Consider the following 21,234-nt stretch of genomic DNA (forward strand, 5'->3'; position numbering starts at 1 on the left):
GAGATCCTCTGTTTTTTGGCAGTTATTTATGGGAATTAAATTTCGGCTTTTCCAATCTGCTATGCTCACGCATGGCGTTCATCTGTCTTGCATGTCTTTCATCCCGGCGCTTTCCCCTTGTTCTGAGCTGGCTCAGCATTATGAGCAGCCCCACAGCGCCCAGCACATAAGAAACCATATGATTCACTTCATTCCACATGTTTACCGCAGTCAGAAGGGACACCGCGCCAATGATTGTTGCAATCATCCGCTGTGTATTCTTATTTTGTGTATCAATCAATTTTTGCTCAAAGGAACTGGATAGCTTTACCCGTAGATTTCCGCTATCCATTTTATCTACTGCAGAAATGAACTTCTTGGTCGTAGGAAGGATTCCTTTTAGAAGATTCTTGCCTTCATCTACTACGTTGGAAAAGACATTTCCCCGTAGATCGTTCCGCATAACCTTTTCGACATAAGGCTTAACGGTCCCAATTAAATCAAGCTCAGGGTCCAGTCCTAGACAAAGGCCATAAACCGTGGCGATTGCTTTTCCCAAAAATGTTGTATTTGCAGGTAACTGAAAGGGCTGAGAAAAGAGGAAATCACGCAGCTCCTCAACATTGTCACCAGACGTCACAAAACTCAAGTCAAACGTATCCCCGTTGATTTGTTCAAATAATAACGTGAGATTCCTTGAGAACACCTCTAAATCTACATTCCGTCTTAAGAATCGCAGATGATTAAGCGCGTCAATTGCGCCGTGAGGATCTTTTAGATACACAGCGATTACAAGTGCCACCATTTGTGCCTTCATATCATCTGCAATTCGTCCGACCATTCCAAAATCAATTAATGCTATGGTGCCGTCAGGCTGCACGAGAACATTTCCCGGGTGCGGGTCTGCGTGAAAGAAACCCTCGGTTAGAATCTGTTCTACAAAAATTTCCATCAATGCCTTCGCCAGCTTAGTCCGATCCACACCCCAGGCATCAAGCTGGGCAAAATCATTGATTTTTACACCTTCCAAAAACTCCATGGTTAACACTTTTGAAGTTGTATAGGGCCAATAAATACCTGGAACAACGAGATCATCCCGATGGATGAACTGCATCTGAAATTCTTCTGCATTCCGCCCCTCTTTTTGATAATCGAGCTCGTCCATAACGGTATCGTGAAACTCATCATACACAGCATCAAGGTCCATGAAGTCGGTAATCTTCGTCCGGCGTTTCAATAAACGAATAGCAACCTGTATGGATTTCCAATCAATAGCGATAATATCCTCGACCCCGGGACGCATAACTTTCACTGCAACTTCTTCACCAGTTCGTAATGTCGCCCGGTGTACCTGCCCTAAGGAAGCCGCTGCGATAGGAGTTGTACTGAACTCAGCAAAAATCTCGCCAATGGATGCTCCCAGTTCACTCTCCAGCTTGTGCTTGATCTCGGAAAAATCTACGGAATCTACGGAGTCCTGCAGCTTTGACAATTCATCAAGAATTTCCTTCGGCAAAAAATCCACTTGCGCACTAACATGCTGACCGAGCTTGATAATTAATCCACCCATATCCATAGCGGTCTTCGTAAAATACGTTGCCTGTTTTCGATATAATGCTTGTGTTTTCGCTTCAAAGCGCCGTCTTGGAATAAAATGCTTTTGCCTGCCCAGCCACCAGAAATCCCAAACAAACTTAAAAATCATCTGCATGGTTCTTCTGAACCGGACATCCTTCATCAATCTAAAGAATTCGCTCATTCTTTTTCATCTACCTCAGGTCCTCTCTCACCCATTGATGTTGTTCCTAGCACTTTGCCTAAATCTCTCCTTTCATAAACAATCTACACGTTAGTATGATATTTCATACGAATCAAATTTTCAATAATTGGAGCGGGTTTTGAACCGTATGCATAGATAACTCTTTATCGCCAAGGATATGATTTGATCTCCATATATTGAGAGGTTCTAATACGCAGGGGTTGGAGTGCTGATCCGGTCAATGACCATCAGGGCGTCGAACTGCTCCTTCGGGACAAACCTCATCGACATCGGGACAATGACCTCGCTTGTCATCCCGTCTTCAGCGGCATAGATCGGCTTGAACATCCAGCTATTGGCCGCTTTTGCCTTGGTGTGGCCGGACAGATCGACGAACGTATTTTTGTAGCCGGACTGCATAATGGTTTGCTCCAGACTGCCCTTCGGCATCGGGCCAACTGAGAATGGCTTCATGGTTGTGATTGAAATGGTCTTGCCTCTGTTCATAAAGAAGCCGACAACATACATTTTATCCTTGAGCTTTTGGTGCAGCAGTTCTCCCATGCTCTTGAAGCTGTTACCCCATTTGCCGTCCTCCAGCACCCGGATGTCCGAGGTGTTCTTCGCAAGGTGGTCGTTGTGCGCCCACAGAATAACTTTTTTGCCCGGATATCTGACCTTCATCAGCCATTCCACATGCTCAGCCATCGCCCGGTCGCGTGCCTCGTAGGACTCTTGCACATTTGTGATCAAGCCATCCTGCAAAAAATGCACCCGGTCCTCCAGCGATTTCAGAACAACATCGACGATAGTAGGATCTTTTGGATACGCTGCTGCGAGCTGCTTCCGACGCTCTTTGATGTACTGGATATACTTTTCGTATTCCGGCACATTACGCTGGATCACTTGCTCCATACCCTGTGTGTACTCTTTGTTCTCAGAAGCCAAACCATATTTATTCATAATCTCATAGAAATCGGTGATCGCCTGCAGGTCAAATTGTTGAAAGGTTTTGCCGTACTCCTTGTCTTGTGTGGAGATGAAGTCGCTCACGCCGTAGGTCAGCAATGGCGAAGTGAACTGATTGTCGAAACCGGCCAGCTCCAGGGGCTTGGCTGTCTTGCGCGACTTCTTGATATAGTTGAACAGCTCCAGTGTCTCCTTGGAATGCCAGACCGGCAGGACGGAATACTGCATCATCTTTGTAGCGGTCATTTGATCAGCCTGCTTGTTGATAAATTCGGCATCACCGAGGCCGGACTCAAAGGCAATCACATCAAATCCCAGCTCTTCATGCAAGTATTTAATCATTTTCGTCTTTATACTTGCATATTCGGCTACCCGGTGGAAGTTCTCGCCCAGACTGACCACCGTTTTGCCGGCCAGCAGCGGTTTTAAAAAAGCCAGATCGCTATAATCCTCTCCGCTAAGTGACTTAATCTCATGCGCATCAGCCAGCGGCTTCGAAGTGGACTTCGGTGCATTCCCTGCAAAAACGTTTTGGCCGTATAGCAGCACCAGCAGTAGAGATAAGATAACGATGACCCTCCGGTTCCAATTCAACTTCATAGACATTCTGTGTTCCTCCTCAAATTTATGTACAACTTTCGCCCCATTATAGAAGGAGTAAATAAAGATTTGATAAAGGATAGATTCATAGATTGTTGCTGCTAGATATCAATCCAAGCATTCGTATAGCTTGTGCATAAAATGTAAAGAACTCATTTAAGTGTAGGGGGTATGTGTATGAAAGGGTTAATCTTGTGTGCCGGCCGAGGAACGAGACTGCAGCCTTCGACTTATACCAAACCGAAGTGCATGTTACCCGTTAACGGAGAATATATTCTAGTCTCTATTATTAACAAGCTTGTCGCTGCCGGAATTAGCGAAATAGGAATCGTAGTGAGCCCTTCACAGGGCGAGATCCAGGAAACGATTGGGGATGGGGGGCGCTGGAATGCCTCTTTAACCTACCTGCTGCAAAAAGAAGCCCATGGACTGGCAGATGCAGTCCGCAGCGCGCAGTCTTTTATGGCGGATTCCCCTTTTCTGTTAATGCTTGGCGATAACTTGTATGAAGGGGATTTAGAGCCGCTGATCCAATCGCTGGACAAGGATACATCCGCGGCTTCGATCCTGCTCCAGCAGGTCAAGGAGCCGGAGCAATTTGGAGTCGCCACCATTGAAAATGGACAGATTATCAGTCTCGAGGAGAAGCCGCGTCATCCCAAATCCAATTTGGCTATTGTTGGTGTATATGTACTCACTGGGGCGATCTGGCCGGCAATTGAGAGACTTACACCTTCCCCGCGCGGCGAATACGAGTTGACGGATGGTATTCAAATGTTGATTACTGAAGGCAGGCATGTTGCGTACAGTGTAACGACTGCCCCTTTTTTTGACATCGGGACTCATGAACGCTGGCTTGGGGCGAACCGGTACCAGATGGATCGTGATCCGAACAACTTTGCAGCGCCATCCGGGCAGGACGGCTCGGTGCAGTGGATTCCTCCGGTTAGAGTTGATCCGACCGCCCGCGTAAGCAACAGTGTCATCGGCCCTCATGTGTATATTGGTCCGAATAGCGTCGTCGAGGATTGCATTCTGGTCAACAGCATTTTAACGGACCGGGTGTCATTGTCCCATGTTCATGCAGAGGGAAGTGTATTCGGTTCACGTGTTCATCTGGCGGAGCAGGAAACTCAGGAGCAGCCTGCCAGTCATATCCTGGGCGATCGCGCTACCGTTATTAGATTAAATCCTGATCTGCAAAACGATTCATAATAATCAAATATTTATTGGGGATTAGTCCAATCCATTGATCCGGGTGGACACATACACTTAAAGTAGTCTATTGCATCAGGCAACTATGCGGAGAAAATACTTTAAGGGTAGGTGATTCTTGAAGATGATTGAATTATTATTGACGATTAACGACAAAGACGGCAGGTATACGGAGCATGCGGGTGTTGTTCTGGCATCAATCTTTTGCAATACTCAGCAGAAGATCAATGTGCACATTGTACACGATGATACCTTAACGGAAGAGAATAAGGCAAAGCTCACTCAACTGGTGGATATTTTTCATCACAACATCAACTTTTACCATGTTTCTGTTCCTGGGGATTTGCAAGAGGTTGCTTCCGGTGTGCATAAAATCAACTATTGGACAATAGCCAGTATGTACCGGTTATTGCTTCCGTTATTTATTCAGGCAGACAGGGTTATTTATCTGGACTGCGACATCCTGGTCAATATGGATATTAACGAATTGTGGAGCATCGACCTTGGAGACCGTTATTTGGGCGCAGTGCTGGATCAGGGTGAAAATTTGCTGGAGTACTTTAATTCACTGGGTCTTAACGCGGAGCTGTATTTCAACTCAGGGGTCATTCTGTTTCATCTGAATAATATCCGCAATAAACCGACCTGGTATGAAGAAATGCTCAATTTCATGCGCGTTCATCCAATGATGACTATGCCGGATCAGGATGTGCTGAATGCCATCTATAGCTCTAACTATTTGCAACTGGACCAGCGGTTCAATACGTTCGCTAGTTCTGAACTAGACATGGTTCAAAAAATCGTTCACTTCGCCGGGGATGAAAAATGGTGGGATAGCGATTCACCCGCAGCACCGATATACGCTAATTATCTGGCGATGACCCCGTGGGGCAGAGACCCGGCACCGGTACCTGTCTATGAGCCGGAGCCGGTGAGCATTTCGTTCGAGCCTCCTCCTCCAATGCCGCCAGCAGAGCCTCCGGCTGCGTTGCCAGAGCCACCCGCTCCAATAAATCCTGCCCCTGAAGCGGTAGTTCAGGTTCCCGAGGCAGTTCAGATTCCGGCAGCAGCTCCGGTCCCGTTAGCAGTTCCGGAGAATATTCACGTGAAGCCGCGCAGACGGAAACCCAGCAGATTGCTGCGGCTGAGACGGCTGAAGTTAAAACGGGTGCGGTTAAGACTCAGACTGAAATTTAAAAAGAAAAAAATGCTCCGCGCCAAATACCGTTCCATAAAACGGCGGAAGCTGCTCAAACGTAAATTGGCAATGAAGAAAAGAGCACAGGCAACGAAGAAGCTGCGGTCAGCCCGCAAGAAGAACAAACATGCGGTGAAGAAGGTCCTGCTGAAAAAAAGCTCACATCGCACAAAAAGCACCTTAAAGCGTACCTCATAAGGGAAATGCAAGCGAACAAAGAAATCACTTCTTATTAGGAGTGGTTTCTTTTTAGGTCACTCTTGTACAAGCGGCAGGGAAAAGTAAAACCGGCTGCCTTTCCCGCCGTTTGTCTTCACACCGATTTCGCCTTTATGGAGGAGGACGATTTCCCGCGCGATGGCTAGCCCCAGACCGCTGTCTGGAACACGGCTATTCCGCGACCTGTCGATACGGTAAAAGGAATCGAACACATGAGGCAGCTCCAAAGCATGGATGCCGGTGAATATGGTGTCGGCAGGCTGGGACGTCCTATGGTGCTTGGAGACGATGTTCCGAGTAACACAACATTTATTGATGCGACACTTAGCGACAATGAGGGCAAACCCTACACCTCGCCTAAAGTTATCGGTGTCTTTGAGCGTTATGCCGATTCCGATTGGACCCATGCCGAAGGGCCAACTACCGAGAGCCGGGGGCGGATGGAGCTTGTCCTTCGCTTTATCTCGACGGTAGGCAACTATGACTATACCTTCGACTATGTGTTCCAGCAGAACGGGGACATCAAAGATATCCGCAATGGTACATTGACGGAGGAGCACACCCTTGCGCTGCACCATCAGCATATCTATAACTTCCGCCTGGATATGGATGTGGACGGGGAGAAGAATACAGTGCTTGAGCCGGACCCTTATGCAGCACCGGTTGAAGGCAACGAAGTGAAGAAGAGTGAAATGGTTCTTAATGAGAAGACCTACTATACGGAACAAGAAGCCGCACAGAAATTTGATCCGGATAAAATCCTGCTGGTGACGAACCCGGACACCCGCAACAAATTTGGTTATCTGACAGGCTATCAAGTGATTCCGAATGCTGGCGGGACACATCCATTCGCGCAAAATCCGCTCTTCAGTGAGGATGATTACCTGCTTAAACGTGCGGGTTATCTGAAGAATCATTTCTGGGTTACACCGTACATGAAGAATGAGCTGTATACCGAAGGCAAGTATGTCAACCAGAACCCTAACGATACCGGCCTTGGGGCCTGGGCTGCACAGAACCGCAATATTATCAGCAGGACGATGTAGTTTGGATCACAACGGGTACAACCCATATTCCTCGTTCGGAAGAGTTCCCAATGATGTCAACAGAGTGGGCCTCGGCGATGCTGAAGCCGTTCAACTTCATGGAATTCCATAATTATAACAAAGAGGGCATCCCGCGACAAAGGATGCCCTCTTTGTTCACGACAATATTACCCCTTAACCGCCGACCCGACGGTAAGCGCATTTTCGACTTGCTCGCTGAACAGCATATAGATCAGGACAGTAGGCAAGCTGGCAATGGTCATCGCCGCGCCCATTGCGCCCCAGTCCGTTGTGAATTGGCCCTGGAAGAACAGCAGGCCAAGCGGCAGAGTCTTCAGGCTTTCTTTGGTAATCAGGATGACGGCCATCGTGAACTCATTCCAGGAATTCAGGAAGATGAAGATCACCATCGTAGCAAGCGCCGGTCTGATAATCGGCATCATAATGCTGAAGAACGTACGGTAGATGGAAGCTCCATCAATACATGCCGACTCTTCCAGCTCATTCGGAATACTGCGGAAGAAGCCGTAGAATACAATAGAAGTAAAAGACAGGTTAAAAGCGATATAGGGAACAATGAGGGCGCCATACGTATTGACGAGATGGAAATCTCTGACCAGAATGGCCAGCGGAATCATGATAACCTGTATCGGGATGAACATGCCTATCATAATATAGGTATGTGCGATTCCCCGCAGCCGCCACTGCAGCCTCGCAACTGCGTAAGAGAACATGACAGATAGAACGATTGCTCCGATAACGGTACACGCGGCCACGATCACACTGTTCATGAAGTAGACAGGCACATTATATTTTGACCAGGCCTCTGTGTAATTTTCAAATCGTAGATGAGTCGGGAACCCAAAGGGATTAGTGACGAAGATCTCGTCGTTATTCTTAAGAGAATAGAAGATCATCCAGATCAAGGGATAAACCGACAAGAGCGCATACAGCCACATAAAGCCTGTGACGGGCAGGTTGTTTTTTCGCACCTTCTTAATAAGCCAGGCCATATTTGTACACTTCCTTTAATAAGTGATTCGTTCTCTGGCAACCAGACGGTTGATGATCAGTGTTGCAAGCAGGCACTCGATGACCAGCATAGCAGCAGCCGCACTTCCATAACCGAACTCTCCCACTCGGAAAGCGGAACGATACATCAAATAGGTAAGTGTATAGGTTGAAGTTCCTGGTCCACCACCGGTCATAATATACATATTTGCAAAAGCATTCAATCCTCCCGTAACCGCGAAGACGAGACAGAATTTATACGTTTCGGCCATCATGGGAATCATGATTTTGCGGATTGCCTGCAGCTTGGTCGCACCGTCAATACGGGCAGCCTCCATATATTGCTCTGGTACGGATCTTACTCCCGCAAGCAGCAGCGCAAAATGATAACCCATGTACTGCCAAGCATTGACGAAGGCGACGGCGAAGATGGCCGATTTGCTGCTCGACAGCCAGTCCTGCTGATAGTTAATGCCCAGGATCTCGAACAGCTTGTTCATGAGACCGTATTGCCCGTTATAAATGGACAGCCATAATTGGCAGACCACCGTAATAGACAGCACAACGGGGATAAAATAACTGATTCTAAGCAGGCGGCGGCCCTTAACAGCTCCATCCGCGATAACAAAGGCCAGAATGGACGCAATGCCGATCTGCGTAATGGTAATGATGGCTGCAAAGATCAGCCCGTTATAGAGGGAAGTATAGAATACACTGTCGGTGAACAGATTCTTGTAGTTGTCGAACCAGATGAAGGTTCCTGCCGTAAGTCCGTCCCATTCATATAAACTGCGGAAGAAGGTCTGCATAATCGGATAAAACACCATAATCGTATACAATAGGAGCGCAGGCAGCGTGAATATGGCAATCGCCGTCTTGTTTCCTAAAAATTTTCTCATTTCTTCACATCCCTTGCTGTTAGCTGAACAATTCATGACTTTGAAGACAAAGATAGAACCCACCCGGGCAAAGGCTTAGGCGGGTTCTATTCAGGCATAGCTGCTTATTTGGCGTTAGGCACTGCTTTGGATAGATCCTTAATGAAATCATCCACGCTGTAACCGCCGGTCATCAAGACTTGCGTCGCATCTTCAATAGCGGCTTTGAATTTCGCATCAGAGAGACCCCAGTCGAAGGCCGTGGTGCTGGTGATCTTGGAAATATCCTCGGAGAGCTGCTTCATCATTGGAGGATATTCTTTAACAATTGGCTTATCCACTTTGGTGGCTACCAGCGGATTGCCGCGCTCGGTGTATTTGAATTCGGCATATTTCAAGGAGATGAAGGCGGCTACCTTGGCTGCCAGCTCAGGATCTTTGGTGTCTGGATTAACTGCATACCCGCCAGGATTTCCTCCGCCGACAAAAGCATATTTGTTCTTCTCATAGGAGGCGGCGTCTACGCCCGGGAAGTACATCCAGCCTACCTTGTCGCCAAGCTTCTCCGTGGAGGTTGCGATTTCCCATTGTCCGTTCAGGAACATGGCCGCTTTGCCTTCATAGAAGAGGGAGGCCGCCTGATCGAAATTCAGGTTGGTTGCGCCCTTAGGCAGCATGCCGGCCTGGACCAGATTATAGATTTCTTCAGCGGCTTGCTTGTATGCCGGATCGCTTGGCGAAGCTTGACCGCTTTGCAGCTTCAGAATACCCTGCGGCTCAGCGCGTGTCGCGAACACATCATAGAGGGCAACGGTTGGCCACTTCTCTTTGGCGAACAGGGACAACGGAGTAATTCCCGCCTTGGTAAAGGTCTTAACGGCTGTCATTAGCTCATCGTAGGTGGTAGGAACCTTGACGTTGTTCTTCTCGAACAGCTCTTTGTTGTAGTAGAGGAGCATGAATTCGTTGCCGGCATAAGGATAGGCGTAAATATGGCCGTCTTCGCTGATTAGCGTATTCATGGTGCTTGGGTACATTTTGCTCTTGAAATCATAGAGATCAGCGTATTTGTCCAGCTCCAGAATATTGCCGGATTTCTTGAAGGTGTTGATAATGTCCGTGCCCGCCTGGAAAATATCCGGCAGGTTGCCGGTTGCAGCGTAGGTTTTGAGCTTCTGCCCGTCATCCTGAGCCTGTACCTCCAGCTCCAACTCGACGTTCGGCATCTCTTTCTTCAATTCAGCGACAGCATAATCATAAGGGAGCTTCGTGTCATCATCGGAATATTGGGCATAGATGCGCAGCTTGACCGCTTTATCCGTGGCAGCCGCAGCTTCCTTCGTCGCAGCAGGCGTGCCAGCATTGGCTCCGTTTGCCGCAGGTTCGGCGTTATTGTTCGCTGCACCGCAAGCGCTTACAAACACTAGACTTAGGCTCGCTACGGCCGTTGCTAGTTTCTTCATTTGTGTGGCCCCCTTTAATGTTGTTTACTGACTTAAGTATAGTAAGAGCCTACCCAATTGATAAGGCAAAAACTGCGTGCTTCTGGTAATATCCGCGCTAGAATTAAGTCCGGTTTTTCTCATAATCGCTTGGAGAATAGCCGTAGAATTTCTTGAAGCTTTTGCTAAAGTAGCCTGCATCACTATAACCGACGCTCTCAGCGATGTCCGATAGGCGCAGACCGCCCTGACCGAGCTGCTCTTTAGCTTTTTTCATCCGGTATTGGGTGATGTAATCGCTTAGTGTCATACCGAACTCCTTTTTGAATACGGCCCGCAGGTAGCTGGCATTAATGAATACATGCTGGGCGACCTGCTCAAGCTGAAGCTCGGGATCGGGATAACACTGCTCGATATAAGCTTTGGCGGATTGGGCGATTTTCGCGGCTCTTGTATTTTTATATTGGCCTGTATACCGGATAGCCTTATGAAATAATTCCGTGATCCATTCAAAGGTCATTTCCAGCGACTCGAACTTACGAATTTCGTTGTACGGGAAGAAGTTCTCTCCGAAGCATTCTTCAATCGGGTGGCCCAACTCTTGAATATAAGCTAGATTCACACTGATCAGACCTATGCAAATAACATATACATAATCCATCGACAGCCGTCTCTCGAGAATGGAATCAAATACACGGTCCAGAATGTGCTGCACCCGTTCGGCATTCCGCATCCGCAGTTCAATCAGCAGCTCCTCATTAACCTCTACGGGGTAAAAAGCCTGTTTTCCCACCTCTACGGCAACGGATTCGTAAGTGATCACTCGGTCATGACCGAGCACAAACTTGCTCTGCAGGGCCACAAGCGCCTCCTGGTAGGACTCGCGGATATCCCTGAACCCTTCCTTACTGCGGCCGATGCCGATGGTAATTGTGAAATTCAGATATTTCTTGATCAATTCGCCAAGCCTTCTGTAGCCGTCCAAATAGGTGCTCATATGATTCTGATGATCCACGTGTTCAATCAGTCCGATAATCCGGCCTTCCGGCCCATTGAAGATATGATGCTTCCAGCTATCGTCCAGCGTCTCATTCAGAATATTCGTAACGGCGTATTTCATTAGCAGGCGTTCGCTTATTTTCTCCCATTTGCGGTCAATATGATCAATTTCGATACAGGCGACAACAAAAACCGGGTTCTGAACAGGGATGTTGTATTGCTCAAGCCGGTTCCTAATCTCTTGATCCGTCAGGATACAGTCGCCGCTGATGAGCTGGTTGAGGAAGCTTTCCTTCACAAGCTGCTGGTTCTCTTTATACGTGAAATTCTCTTTCTGCACCTTCTGGTGCTCCTGCTGCAGCTTGAGCAGGGTCAGCATCAGCTCGTCCCTGGAAAAGGGCTTCAGGATATAATCCTCTACGCCCAGCTTAAGTGCCGTTCGTGCGTATTCAAATTCATTATGTCCCGTTATCAGCACGATGCTCATTTCAGGGTATTGCTCCTTCAGTTTCTCGGTGAGCTTCAAGCCGTCCATGAACGGCATGGTGATGTCAATGAGCGCAATATCTACCGGGTTCGCCGCACAAAGCTCAAGCGCCTCGACCCCATTTTTGGCTTCGGCCGAAATTTCAAAACCGAGTGTGCCCCAATCCAGCACCCCGCGCAAATATTCACGGAAGATACTCTCATCATCTACGATCATTACTGTCTGCATGTATTTATTCTCCTAACTGCCACGGATAAGGAAGATCAACGGTGATCTCAGTGCCTTGTCCGGGTTTGCTTGTAATATGCAATCCATATTCAGGGCCAAAATACAGCCTAATCCGTTCATGAACACTGCTGACGCCATAACCGACCGGCTTCTCCTGCCCCTTCATGGCGGTCTCCAGCGCGTGCAGCCGTTCTTCGGACATTCCGACACCGTCATCAGTGATCTTCAAGATAACCTTGCCTTCCTCCATATATCCTTTAATGTTCAGTTCACCGAAAGAGCCTTTTGTCTTCAGTCCGTGATAAATCGCATTTTCCACGAGCGGCTGAAGGGTAAGCTTGGGAATGATGCAGGGGAGAATGTCCGGGTCAATGTCGATCTTGAAGTTGAATACATCCGAATACCGAATCTGTTGAATGGACAAATAATCCCGCACGCTGTTCAGTTCCTCCTGTAACGTAATTTGGTCCCTGCCGTTGCTTAAGACAACCCTGTAGAAATCGGCCAAGGCCTTGGTGGTCCGCTGCACGTCCCGTGCTCTGCCCATATCCGACAGCGTATAAATGACATCCAGAGTATTGTACAAAAAATGAGGTTTGATCTGCGCCTGGATCAAGGCAAGCTCATATTCCCGCTTTTCCCGTTGCTCTTTGCCGATGTTGCTTAGCAGCTCCTTGACCCGGTTCATCATCATATTGAACCCGGAGGCGAGTATCCCGATTTCGTCCCTGGATTTGACCTCCAGAGATTGATCCAGATTACCCTCGTTCACATGCTTCATATGCCGGGAGAGGTTAATGATAGGCTTCGCAATAAGATTGGATAACATGCCTGCGCCGAGAACTGCAAAGAACAGACAGACAAAACCAATGAGGATGATCAGTTGGGTAATGGTTTTCGTATCCTCATTTAAGCGGTTATAGGGCACCATAGAGATCAGCTTCCAGTCCAGCTTGGCAATATCTGCGCGGACCAGCAGCATTCTGCCTGAAGGAGAGGGCTGGAGGAGATTCTGTTTCTCAGGTCCCATCACCCAGTTTCTTAGAGCCCCTGAGGGCAGCGGTTGCAATACCCGGCTCGCCTCCAGCGCCGAGACCACTATCCCGTTCCGGTCCACAATCATGAACGATTCATCCTGAATCGAGCCGATATCGCGGTAGATAGCTGATAAGGCATCCTCCCGTACATTCAGAATTACGTAGCCGAGCGTCTCGCCGGTATTGATGTTGACAATTCGTTTGCCTAGGGAGAGCACAGGCTGCTCCGGGTTTGTGGCGAGGAAATTGCGGCGCTCCATAGGGAACCAAATGTTGGAGCCTCGGGAATGCTCCAGTGTGCTCAACATGCTGCTTCCCGGGACCAGCTCGGCATTCCGCTCCATCCCCGGGTTTGAGCCATAGACTACGCCGGTCCGGCTAATATAAGCTGCCGAATCGACATCGGGGAAGATCAGCAGCGCGTAGCTTAACTGGTTGGTAATTTGGGTGTAGAGCTGCAGATTGGATACTTGCCCGCCATTCTCGGAATATTTTTCGACGATAACTTTATTCAGATTCAGAGTTAATATATTCGCCGCGCTCTCCGTATTGGTCAGCATGCTGTTCATGAGTGTTGTAATCAAGGTTGAATTGTCGGAGACGCTGTTCACTGTTTTCTTGACGATGGCATCGGTGTACACCCGGTATGAAACAAAACCCAGAATAAATAAGGGCAGGATAATCAGCGGAATATAGACGTACATAATCTTCCTGCGTATCAATAGCCTGCCGAACCACTGCGCCGGATATAAGCGTCTCCTAAATTTCATATTGCTCCTCCATTTTAGCCTGATCTGTACTTACTGCTGCTGATTCCGGTGCATGCTCCGGTACACGGCAGGGGTGAGATGCTCGAACTTCTTGAATGTTTTAATAAAATAACCCGCATCGCAGAAGCCCAGCGCATCGCTGATTTGATTGACGGACTGGCCGGTTGTCTCCAGAAGCTGCTTGGCCCATTCGATCTTTAGCCGTGGTGCAAAGGAAGAGAAATTTTCTCCGGTCTCCTTGGTGAAAATCCGGCTGAAATAGCTGGGGCTAATGTGGCATTGCTTGGCCATCTCCTGCAGGGTGAAATTTTTATTTTTATGCTCATAGAAATAATCAAAGGCCGGCTGCAGCAGCGGGTTGGACGGACGGAACTGCTTGAGGGTCAGCCCCTTGAGAGAATGTTCAACCAGCGTATGGGACAGCTCGCTTTGAATCGCTTGAAGCTGGCCGTAGGCTTGGCCGGAAGGAGGGGCGAGGTCCATTTTTTTATACATTTGTATTGTAGTATTCTTAGTAATAGCCTCTTCTACAATGTAATTGCAAAGGTGAAATAACATATCCGCGATGGTCGAGACCTCTGTATACGACAAGGTTGGCAGGGACGCATAGGCTGCTTCCAGCGCCTTGAACTTGCTCTCTGCTTGAGTGCTCGGCGGCCGCGAGACCAATCGCTCAAGCTGTTCATCCGAATCGCGCAGCTTGATCTGCCCGGCCATAATGGCTCCGATGTATTGATTGTCAATAATGATCGGGATGGCAATATCAATGATGTCAAAATGGCATTTGTAGATATACGGGGCGTTCAGCCGCACAGCCTCAAGTCCGCCTCTTGCGTCACATTTCTGGCAATAAGGGGATAGGATATCATCCTTCCTCACTCCTTGGCAAAAGGGCTGGCAGTAGCTGTGCTTAGTCACGGGAACGCCTTTATAGTTGACGGTAATAATCGCCATTTTGGTGACCAGTGCAAGAGAGTCCTGGAGCATATGCCATTTCTCGATATCAATAATGTTCTCCAGGTTGAACAGCGGATTGCTCATGAGTGTACGCTCCTTTGTCTTCAGGATCAAGTGCAAGATTCTACTATCCATTGAGTATATAACAAGAAAACACAATCTGAAAACGCTTTTATTAGTTCGTAAAGTACAATGCTTACCGACAATGGGCAGACTATACTTGACCTAAAGCAGAAATATGAGGAGGAGTTACGATGAGAAAAGCTTTTATCAGTCCAACCAAGTATGTGCAAGGTGAAGATGAGCTGCTCAACTTGGGTTACTTCGTTCAGACCTTTGGCAATTCAGCGCTGCTGATCGCCCACCCGGATGATGTGAAGCGGGTACAAGCCAAACTGGACCACACTGCAAATAAATTCAAGATCACATTGGTTGAAAGTAATTTCCGCGGGGAATGCTCACGGGAGGAGGTCTCGCGGCTTCAGGAGCTTGCCCGGGCGAATTCCTGCTCCTGTACGATTGGACTGGGCGGGGGAAAAGCAATTGATACGGCTAAATGCGTAGCCGAAGGCGAAGCCTTGATAATCGTGCCGACAATAGCAGCGACGGATGCGCCGACAAGCCATTCAGCCGTCCTGTACACACCTGAAGGGCAGTTTGACGACTACGCCTATTTCAAGCAAAGCCCAAGCGTGGTCATGATTGATACAACGGTAATTGCCAATGCCCCGACAAGATTTCTGGTGGCTGGCATGGGGGATGCGCTCTCCACTTATTTTGAAGCCAGAGCGACTTCCAGCTCCTACTCGAAGGTCAACGCCGGCCTGCCCTGCGGCGTTCGTGAAGGCGTGTGCGGTGAGGCGAGGGGAACGAATACGGCGCTGGCGCTGGCTAAGTTCTGCTACGAAACGTTATTGAAGGACGGAATACATGCGAAGGTAGCGTGTGACTGCAATCTGGTTACGCCTGCGCTGGAGAATATTATCGAAGCTAACATCCTTTTGTCGGGTCTTGGGTTCGAGAGCGGCGGCTTGGCGGCCGCCCATGCCATTCATAACGGGTTGACCTCGCTCGAGGGAACCCATCACTACTATCATGGCGAGAAAGTAGCGTTCAGCACCATCGCCCAATTGGTGCTGGAGAATGCCCCGCAGAGTGAATTGAATGAGGTGCTGGAATTCTGTACGGCCATCGGCCTTCCGGTCTGCCTTGCCGACATTGGAGTGGATAGCGTATCGCAGGAAGAACTGCTGAATGTAGCCCAAAAAGCCTGTATCCCGGAGGAGTCGATTCATTCGATGCCATTCCCGGTTACGGCAGAAGCGGTTGCCGCAGCCATTCGGGTAGCCGACCAGCTTGGACAACATTATAAGAAGGAAAAAGGGGTATGAGATGAAAAAAATAATAAATACGCCGGAAACCTTGGTCAGAGAAATGTGCAGCGGGCTGGTGCTGGCCCATCCAGATTTGGAGTTTAACAGCAAGTACAAAATTATCCGGAAGAAGAAGCTCAATCAGGAGAAAGTAACGTTAATCAGCGGCGGGGGAAGCGGACATGAGCCGGCCCATGCCGGATTTGTCGGGAAGGGGATGCTGGATGCTGCCGTTTGCGGTGATATTTTTGCTTCCCCTTCACAAATTCAAGTGTACCAGGCGATCCGTGCTACGGCAGGCCGGAAGGGAACCCTGCTGATCATCAAGAATTACAGCGGCGATATGATGAATTTCAAAAATGCCGCTTATCTTGCTGGCGAAGACGGCATAGAGGTCGATTATGTGAAGGTGGATGATGATATCGCCGTGGAAGACAGCCTCTACACTGTAGGCAAAAGAGGCGTGGCCGGAACAGTGCTGGTGCATAAAATCGCCGGCGCGGCAGCCGAACGGGGGATGTCCTTAAGTCAGGTAAAAGCTGCGGCCCAAAAGGCCATTGATCATACCCGAAGCATCGGCTTCGCGTTCACCTCCTGCACGGTCCCGGCGAAGGGAACGCCAACCTTCCAGCTCGGGGAGGGTGAGATGGAGTACGGGGTCGGCATTCACGGTGAGCCGGGTATCCGCAAGGAGCCTATGGTGTCGGCCGATGAATTGGCTCAGCGAATGGTATCTGCCTTGCTGGAGAGCTTGAGCGCAGCCGGTAATCCGGTCCGGGAGGTTACCGTACTGGTTAACGGCTTCGGGGCTACCCCGCTTCAGGAGTTGTATCTGTTAAGTAATTCAGTAATGCGTGAACTACAGGCTAGACAAGTAACGGTCTATAACGTGCTGGCTGGCAATTTCATGACGAGCATAGATATGGCAGGGGCATCGTTGTCGCTCATGCAACTGGACGATCAATTGAAGGAGCTGCTCGCTGACGAGTGCCACACGCCCGCCCTGTTCCTGCAAGGACCCTTCGAGCCGGTTAGCTACGTTGAAACCGTTAAAGAGCCGGAGCAAAAGCAGGCGGTATCCTTCAAATGCGAGACAAATGCCGATTATGCCAAGATTACCGGAGATAAGCTTTCTCTAAACAACCTGATTTATGGCATAGATAAAATGAGTGAAATCATTATTGAGAATGAGGTTCCGTTCTGTGAACTGGATGCTCATGCCGGCGACGGAGATTTTGGAATGAGTGTAGCCAAAGGGTTCAAGCAACTCAAAACAGAATGGCCGGATATCGTCCAAAACCATGTTGGGGATATCGGAAGCTTCCTGGATGCCTGCTCACTGGTTATTATGGAGTACTGCGGCGGGGCTTCCGGTCCGATCTGGGGATCAGGCTTTCGGGCCGCCGGCAAATCTGCCAAAGACAAAACCGAGCTATCCATGCAGGAGTTCGCTGAGATGATGGCTGCTGTGGTTAAGGGCATCCAAGACACAGGAGAGAGAGCCTTCGGCAGAGGCGCGGTTGTCGGTGATAAGACGCTGATCGACGCGCTGGTTCCTTACGCGGAATCGTGGCAGCGCAGCGCGCATCAAGGCGAAGACTTCGCGTCTGCTTCGACCAAGGCAGCCAATGCGGCGGTAGAAGGAGCGGAGAAGACCGGGGGCATCGTAGCCCGAATGGGCAGAGCCGGCACAGTCGGTGAGAGAAGCCTCGGTTACCCCGACGCGGGCGCTTTTGCACTCGGCGTTATTTTCACCGGGCTTGCGAAGGCGATGCAATAGGGAGATTAATTATAGAGCCTGATTAGCTTGAGACATAGCTGATACGGGCTTTTTTTATGGATCAATAACAAATTTGACTCCCCATCGCTCTCCGCGTGGTGGGCCTAGCAAAGGATTGCTAGCCTACTGAATCTTCACCAATAAATTACATACACATTTCTTTCAAAATAATTATAGTACTTTTGTAGCCCTATTGTTATGAAAATTAACAACTCGTGTATCATCATATCTATTGCAATTTATTAAGAAACTCCCTACATATTCTACCTGTCATATTATCAAGCGATGCCATTTTGATCAATTTCTCCATAAGTTCATTGTTATTTATTATATATTCTTTGTTTTTTTCATTAATCAAAAATCTTAAAGAGTCAATACACATTTCAAATAGTTCTTTGTCTGTTGTTTCAATAAGTGATAATACTATACTAATTTCTCTTGCATCATTTTCTTCTTCAAAGCAATATACTACTCTTTTTTGCCACTCTAACGACTTATCCATTATATTCTCGCTAAGCAATTTCCAATCTAATTCAGAGAATTTTTCTAACAACGTCATCGCATCATTTACTCCAACATCATACCAATAATCATCTGAAGCATTCTCTCCTGACATCTCAGTTATTAATTTGTCAAGTTCTTCATATTTCACAAATTTACCTCCACTAATTTATTGGTTCAAATCCTGGCGTTGGTTTACCTCCCACTGGATATCCAGCAGTAATGTTATTACCTTAAAGCGTCTTCCTCTCCCTCACTATCGCCACAGGGTAATCTACAGTTGCGGGTAAATTTGGATAAACCGTAAGAAAGCGAACATAACAAAAAACAGGTCAATCATGGTGATATCTGACCATAATCAACCTGTTCATTGTAACGAAATAGCGTTATTTAGGTTATAAAATTAAAGCATCTTATGTGCGTACAACCGAAAGGGAGAAATCTTCATACAGGTATTACATGGGTTATTTGTGTTATTAGGTGGATGATAAGTTCATTCGGCACTGGTAGCCCACCAATGAAAAAAACCTTGAAAGGCACGAAAGCCAATCAAGGTTTTCATTAACATTAAGATTCAAATGTAGTTCTATCGGGGAAATGTCCATTTTCCCTAATGAAACAAATTGATAACTTTTGTGCTGCTCTGTCGAAATAAAATTTTGTTGAAATGTTCGGGTCAGGAATCGGGTCTAATTCGGCAAACTTCCTTGTTATTTTATTTAATTCAATTCTCCCCAAAACAATCTCATTCGGACCAAATTTATAAATAACCTTTTCCTCATCTTCCATTTCCTTAAGTAACAAAACGAATGAAGCCAATATATGTCTCCTCCTTATTATGGATTCCACGGACGACCTGATTCTAAAGTTTTATCATGTGCTGTCCTATAATTTGTTTTGAAGATTCCTTCGAATCTCGACTCAAACAATTCATGATTTAGTAAATCTATATCACTTTGTTTGTACGTCCCTTTTTGCAGTCGTTCCCAAGCTTGAGCAATATCATAATCAGCATCAAAGCGCCCAACACCATGGTCTTTTATATGTTCTTTGATAAACAAATGCTCCCTTATTCTCTGAACCCTAGTCTCCTTCATACCAGTATTTCTTGTTATTGATGCTACATCCGTGGTTGAACTCCTAAAAGTATCGTACATTTCATCGGCTTTATCAAGATTTCTTAAATATTCATCCGGGTCAAAAATATCAGATTTCCCACCTGTCTGAACTTTACCCGTCCCCTCAACCACCTGCTCTAGTGGCTTGATTGATTTTGGAGGAGGAATTTCGGGTATTCCCGTAACCGGCTCTTTTACACTAGGCCTTGGAATTCTAACTGATCCGTAAGGTAGCTTTAAATTTTTATTTATTTTGCCACGATAACCACTAATCCCTTGAAAATTATACATGATACCACTAATGATTATCGCATACGCTTGTATTTTAGATAGTTTTTCTCCGGTCCAATAATTATAACCCGCTATTGCCGCTTTCGTCTGTTCCTGTATGACATCCACACCCAGGGATTCTTGCTTTATTTTAATTTCTCCATTTTGAACCGCTTTCTGATAAGCAATACTCGCTTGGGCTGCTCTCTGGTCTGTGACTCCATTTTTACTTAGAACCCATGTGTTTCCTATTAATTTTTTATCATATTCACTAAAATCAAAGACTCCTTTATCGTCTAGGTCGGCACTCGCTTCTTTAATTTCCAGCCGTTTCCCGGCAAGTTGGCTCTTCGCCAAATCGCCTTGATCTCCCGGTTCCATCGCCATTCGCAACAGTAGAAGATACGTTTCATTCTGTACCAACGACACGTTACTGGTCGTGATCGACGGATCATAGTCACACGCCTTCACCGCCGGCTGCTTGAAGTGCGCGCTTAGATTTTTTCCCGCTTCATATTGAACCTTATCAACGCCCAGGGATTCCAGCTTCTTGCGTGCATCTTCCGCCAGCTTGTGCATCGCATTCATTTGCGGTTTATTTCCAAATGCCTGGTAGACCTCGTAGGCCGTTTGCGCCTTCGCGATCAAATTCCGCGCTTCATAGATATCGTTCAGCTTGCTTTGCGCTGCAATCCCCTCTATAGTTCCGAATCCAGACTTTTGGAGGATGTCCCGGAGTTTCTCTACTGCTGGATCTTTATCCAGCTCATCCCGTCCCATCAGGGTAGCAATCGTAGAGATCAGTTTCGTCGCTGCCTTCTGCGCAAAGGGTGGAACCGAAAACCTCCCTTGGCTTCCACTTCCTCCGAAACTTCCGAACATACCTGTAAAGAGGCTGAACTGCTGAGTGAGCTGGCTCGCTTGCCGTTTATTCTCCTCCTGAAGGCCTTGGACGCCCTTTACAGCCTGACGGATGATATCTTCGAGCTTTTCGGCCTCTACCGTTAGCTCATTGATCAGCACCTGGGCCTGTACCAGGTCTTGTCCCAATGGAATGCCACCCCAGTTGTTGGCTTGGCCTTTTAGTTGCATGTACAGCAGATTCGTGTCCTGGCTCACCTGGCCTATTTTCGTTCGCAGGCGTTCGACCTCATCTGCATTAAATATTAGCTTTGTTGAAGGCATGCGTTCCCCCTGATTCTTAAGTATTTAGTTGATATGATCTCTGCCCGTTTACCGTTCATAGGGCTGATTACCCCGGTAGCTTCACTACAATAACAGACTTCAGAATAGAAGCGAGGTTTGGGCAGTACAGCCAAGTAGTTTTTTTGCTATTATTCACTGCAATATATTGCAAAATATATTAGAACTATCCCTTTACTATCGGATTTATTTTCC

At 47.6% G+C, this 21,234-nt stretch carries 16 protein-coding genes and 1 pseudogene; 5 read left to right on the plus strand and 12 right to left on the minus strand.

What is annotated here, in order from left to right; genetic code table 11:
- Window positions 1-22: 22 nt before the first annotated feature.
- Both B212_RS32625 and B212_RS0128130 read right to left on the minus strand, forming a co-directional pair.
- Window positions 23-1,738 carry an ABC1 kinase family protein gene (locus B212_RS32625; RefSeq protein WP_019914650.1) on the minus strand — a complete coding sequence of 572 codons (1,716 nt, stop codon included), beginning with the start codon at window positions 1,736-1,738 and terminating at the stop codon, window positions 23-25.
- 207 nt (window positions 1,739-1,945) lie between these two features.
- A complete protein-coding gene (locus B212_RS0128130; RefSeq protein ID WP_019914651.1) occupies window positions 1,946-3,313 on the minus strand; it encodes an erythromycin esterase family protein in 1,368 nt (455 codons plus the stop codon).
- Between the two features lie 171 nt (window positions 3,314-3,484).
- Here B212_RS0128130 and B212_RS0128135 point away from each other — a divergent pair, with 171 nt between their 5' ends.
- Window positions 3,485-4,522 carry a sugar phosphate nucleotidyltransferase gene (locus tag B212_RS0128135; protein WP_019914652.1) on the plus strand — a complete coding sequence of 346 codons (1,038 nt, stop codon included), beginning with the start codon at window positions 3,485-3,487 and terminating at the stop codon, window positions 4,520-4,522.
- Between the two features lie 124 nt (window positions 4,523-4,646).
- On the plus strand, window positions 4,647-5,918 hold the full coding sequence (locus B212_RS0128140) for a glycosyltransferase family 8 protein (RefSeq protein WP_019914653.1): 1,272 nt from the start codon (window positions 4,647-4,649) through the stop codon (window positions 5,916-5,918).
- 56 nt (window positions 5,919-5,974) lie between these two features.
- Here the strand turns inward: B212_RS0128140 and B212_RS35135 are convergent, their stop codons facing one another.
- Window positions 5,975-6,151, minus strand: a complete 177-nt coding sequence (locus B212_RS35135) for an ATP-binding protein (protein ID WP_019914654.1) — start codon at window positions 6,149-6,151, stop codon at window positions 5,975-5,977.
- A 60-nt stretch (window positions 6,152-6,211) separates the two neighbouring features.
- On the opposite strand from B212_RS35135, the pseudogene B212_RS35140 reads away from it, so the two are divergent.
- Window positions 6,212-7,029, plus strand: a pseudogene (locus B212_RS35140) (copper amine oxidase); the annotation flags it as partial.
- A gap of 123 nt (window positions 7,030-7,152) precedes the next feature.
- On the opposite strand, the gene B212_RS0128150 reads toward B212_RS35140, so the two are convergent.
- The 6 genes from B212_RS0128150 to B212_RS0128175 all read right to left on the minus strand — a co-directional run bounded on the left by B212_RS0128150 (window position 7,153) and on the right by B212_RS0128175 (window position 14,878).
- Complete coding sequence (locus B212_RS0128150; RefSeq protein WP_019914656.1) at window positions 7,153-7,998, minus strand: carbohydrate ABC transporter permease; 846 nt, start codon at window positions 7,996-7,998, stop codon at window positions 7,153-7,155.
- A gap of 15 nt (window positions 7,999-8,013) precedes the next feature.
- Window positions 8,014-8,895 carry a carbohydrate ABC transporter permease gene (locus tag B212_RS0128155; protein WP_019914657.1) on the minus strand — a complete coding sequence of 294 codons (882 nt, stop codon included), beginning with the start codon at window positions 8,893-8,895 and terminating at the stop codon, window positions 8,014-8,016.
- A gap of 104 nt (window positions 8,896-8,999) precedes the next feature.
- Window positions 9,000-10,337 (minus strand): ABC transporter substrate-binding protein, encoded by a 1,338-nt coding sequence (locus tag B212_RS0128160; RefSeq protein ID WP_019914658.1) that lies wholly within the window; start codon window positions 10,335-10,337, stop codon window positions 9,000-9,002.
- Window positions 10,338-10,440: 103 nt separating this feature from the next.
- A complete protein-coding gene (locus B212_RS0128165) occupies window positions 10,441-12,030 on the minus strand; it encodes a response regulator (protein WP_019914659.1) in 1,590 nt (529 codons plus the stop codon).
- A 4-nt stretch (window positions 12,031-12,034) separates the two neighbouring features.
- A complete protein-coding gene (locus B212_RS0128170; RefSeq protein WP_019914660.1) occupies window positions 12,035-13,837 on the minus strand; it encodes a sensor histidine kinase in 1,803 nt (600 codons plus the stop codon).
- 30 nt (window positions 13,838-13,867) lie between these two features.
- Complete coding sequence (locus tag B212_RS0128175) at window positions 13,868-14,878, minus strand: PocR ligand-binding domain-containing protein (protein WP_019914662.1); 1,011 nt, start codon at window positions 14,876-14,878, stop codon at window positions 13,868-13,870.
- A gap of 170 nt (window positions 14,879-15,048) precedes the next feature.
- On the opposite strand from B212_RS0128175, the gene B212_RS0128180 reads away from it, so the two are divergent.
- Together B212_RS0128180 and dhaK are read left to right on the plus strand one after the other, a co-directional pair.
- The gene (locus tag B212_RS0128180; RefSeq protein WP_019914663.1) at window positions 15,049-16,185 is read left to right on the plus strand and encodes a glycerol dehydrogenase; all 1,137 of its coding nucleotides are present in this window, start codon (window positions 15,049-15,051) and stop codon (window positions 16,183-16,185) included.
- A gap of 1 nt (window position 16,186) precedes the next feature.
- A complete protein-coding gene (gene dhaK / locus B212_RS34160; RefSeq protein ID WP_019914664.1) occupies window positions 16,187-17,947 on the plus strand; it encodes a dihydroxyacetone kinase subunit DhaK in 1,761 nt (586 codons plus the stop codon).
- 229 nt (window positions 17,948-18,176) lie between these two features.
- On the opposite strand, the gene B212_RS0128190 is transcribed toward dhaK, so the two are convergent.
- The 3 genes from B212_RS0128190 to B212_RS35595 form a co-directional block, all read right to left on the minus strand.
- Window positions 18,177-18,599, minus strand: coding sequence for a hypothetical protein (locus B212_RS0128190; protein WP_019914665.1), 423 nt, complete (start codon window positions 18,597-18,599; stop codon window positions 18,177-18,179).
- 416 nt (window positions 18,600-19,015) lie between these two features.
- Window positions 19,016-19,267 (minus strand): hypothetical protein, encoded by a 252-nt coding sequence (locus tag B212_RS0128195; RefSeq protein WP_019914666.1) that lies wholly within the window; start codon window positions 19,265-19,267, stop codon window positions 19,016-19,018.
- Between the two features lie 17 nt (window positions 19,268-19,284).
- Window positions 19,285-21,021 carry a hypothetical protein gene (locus B212_RS35595; RefSeq protein ID WP_019914667.1) on the minus strand — a complete coding sequence of 579 codons (1,737 nt, stop codon included), beginning with the start codon at window positions 21,019-21,021 and terminating at the stop codon, window positions 19,285-19,287.
- Window positions 21,022-21,234: the final 213 nt, after the last annotated feature.

The organism is Paenibacillus sp. HW567 (assembly GCF_000374185.1).
In the GTDB taxonomy this organism is placed as follows: domain Bacteria; phylum Bacillota; class Bacilli; order Paenibacillales; family Paenibacillaceae; genus Paenibacillus_AQ.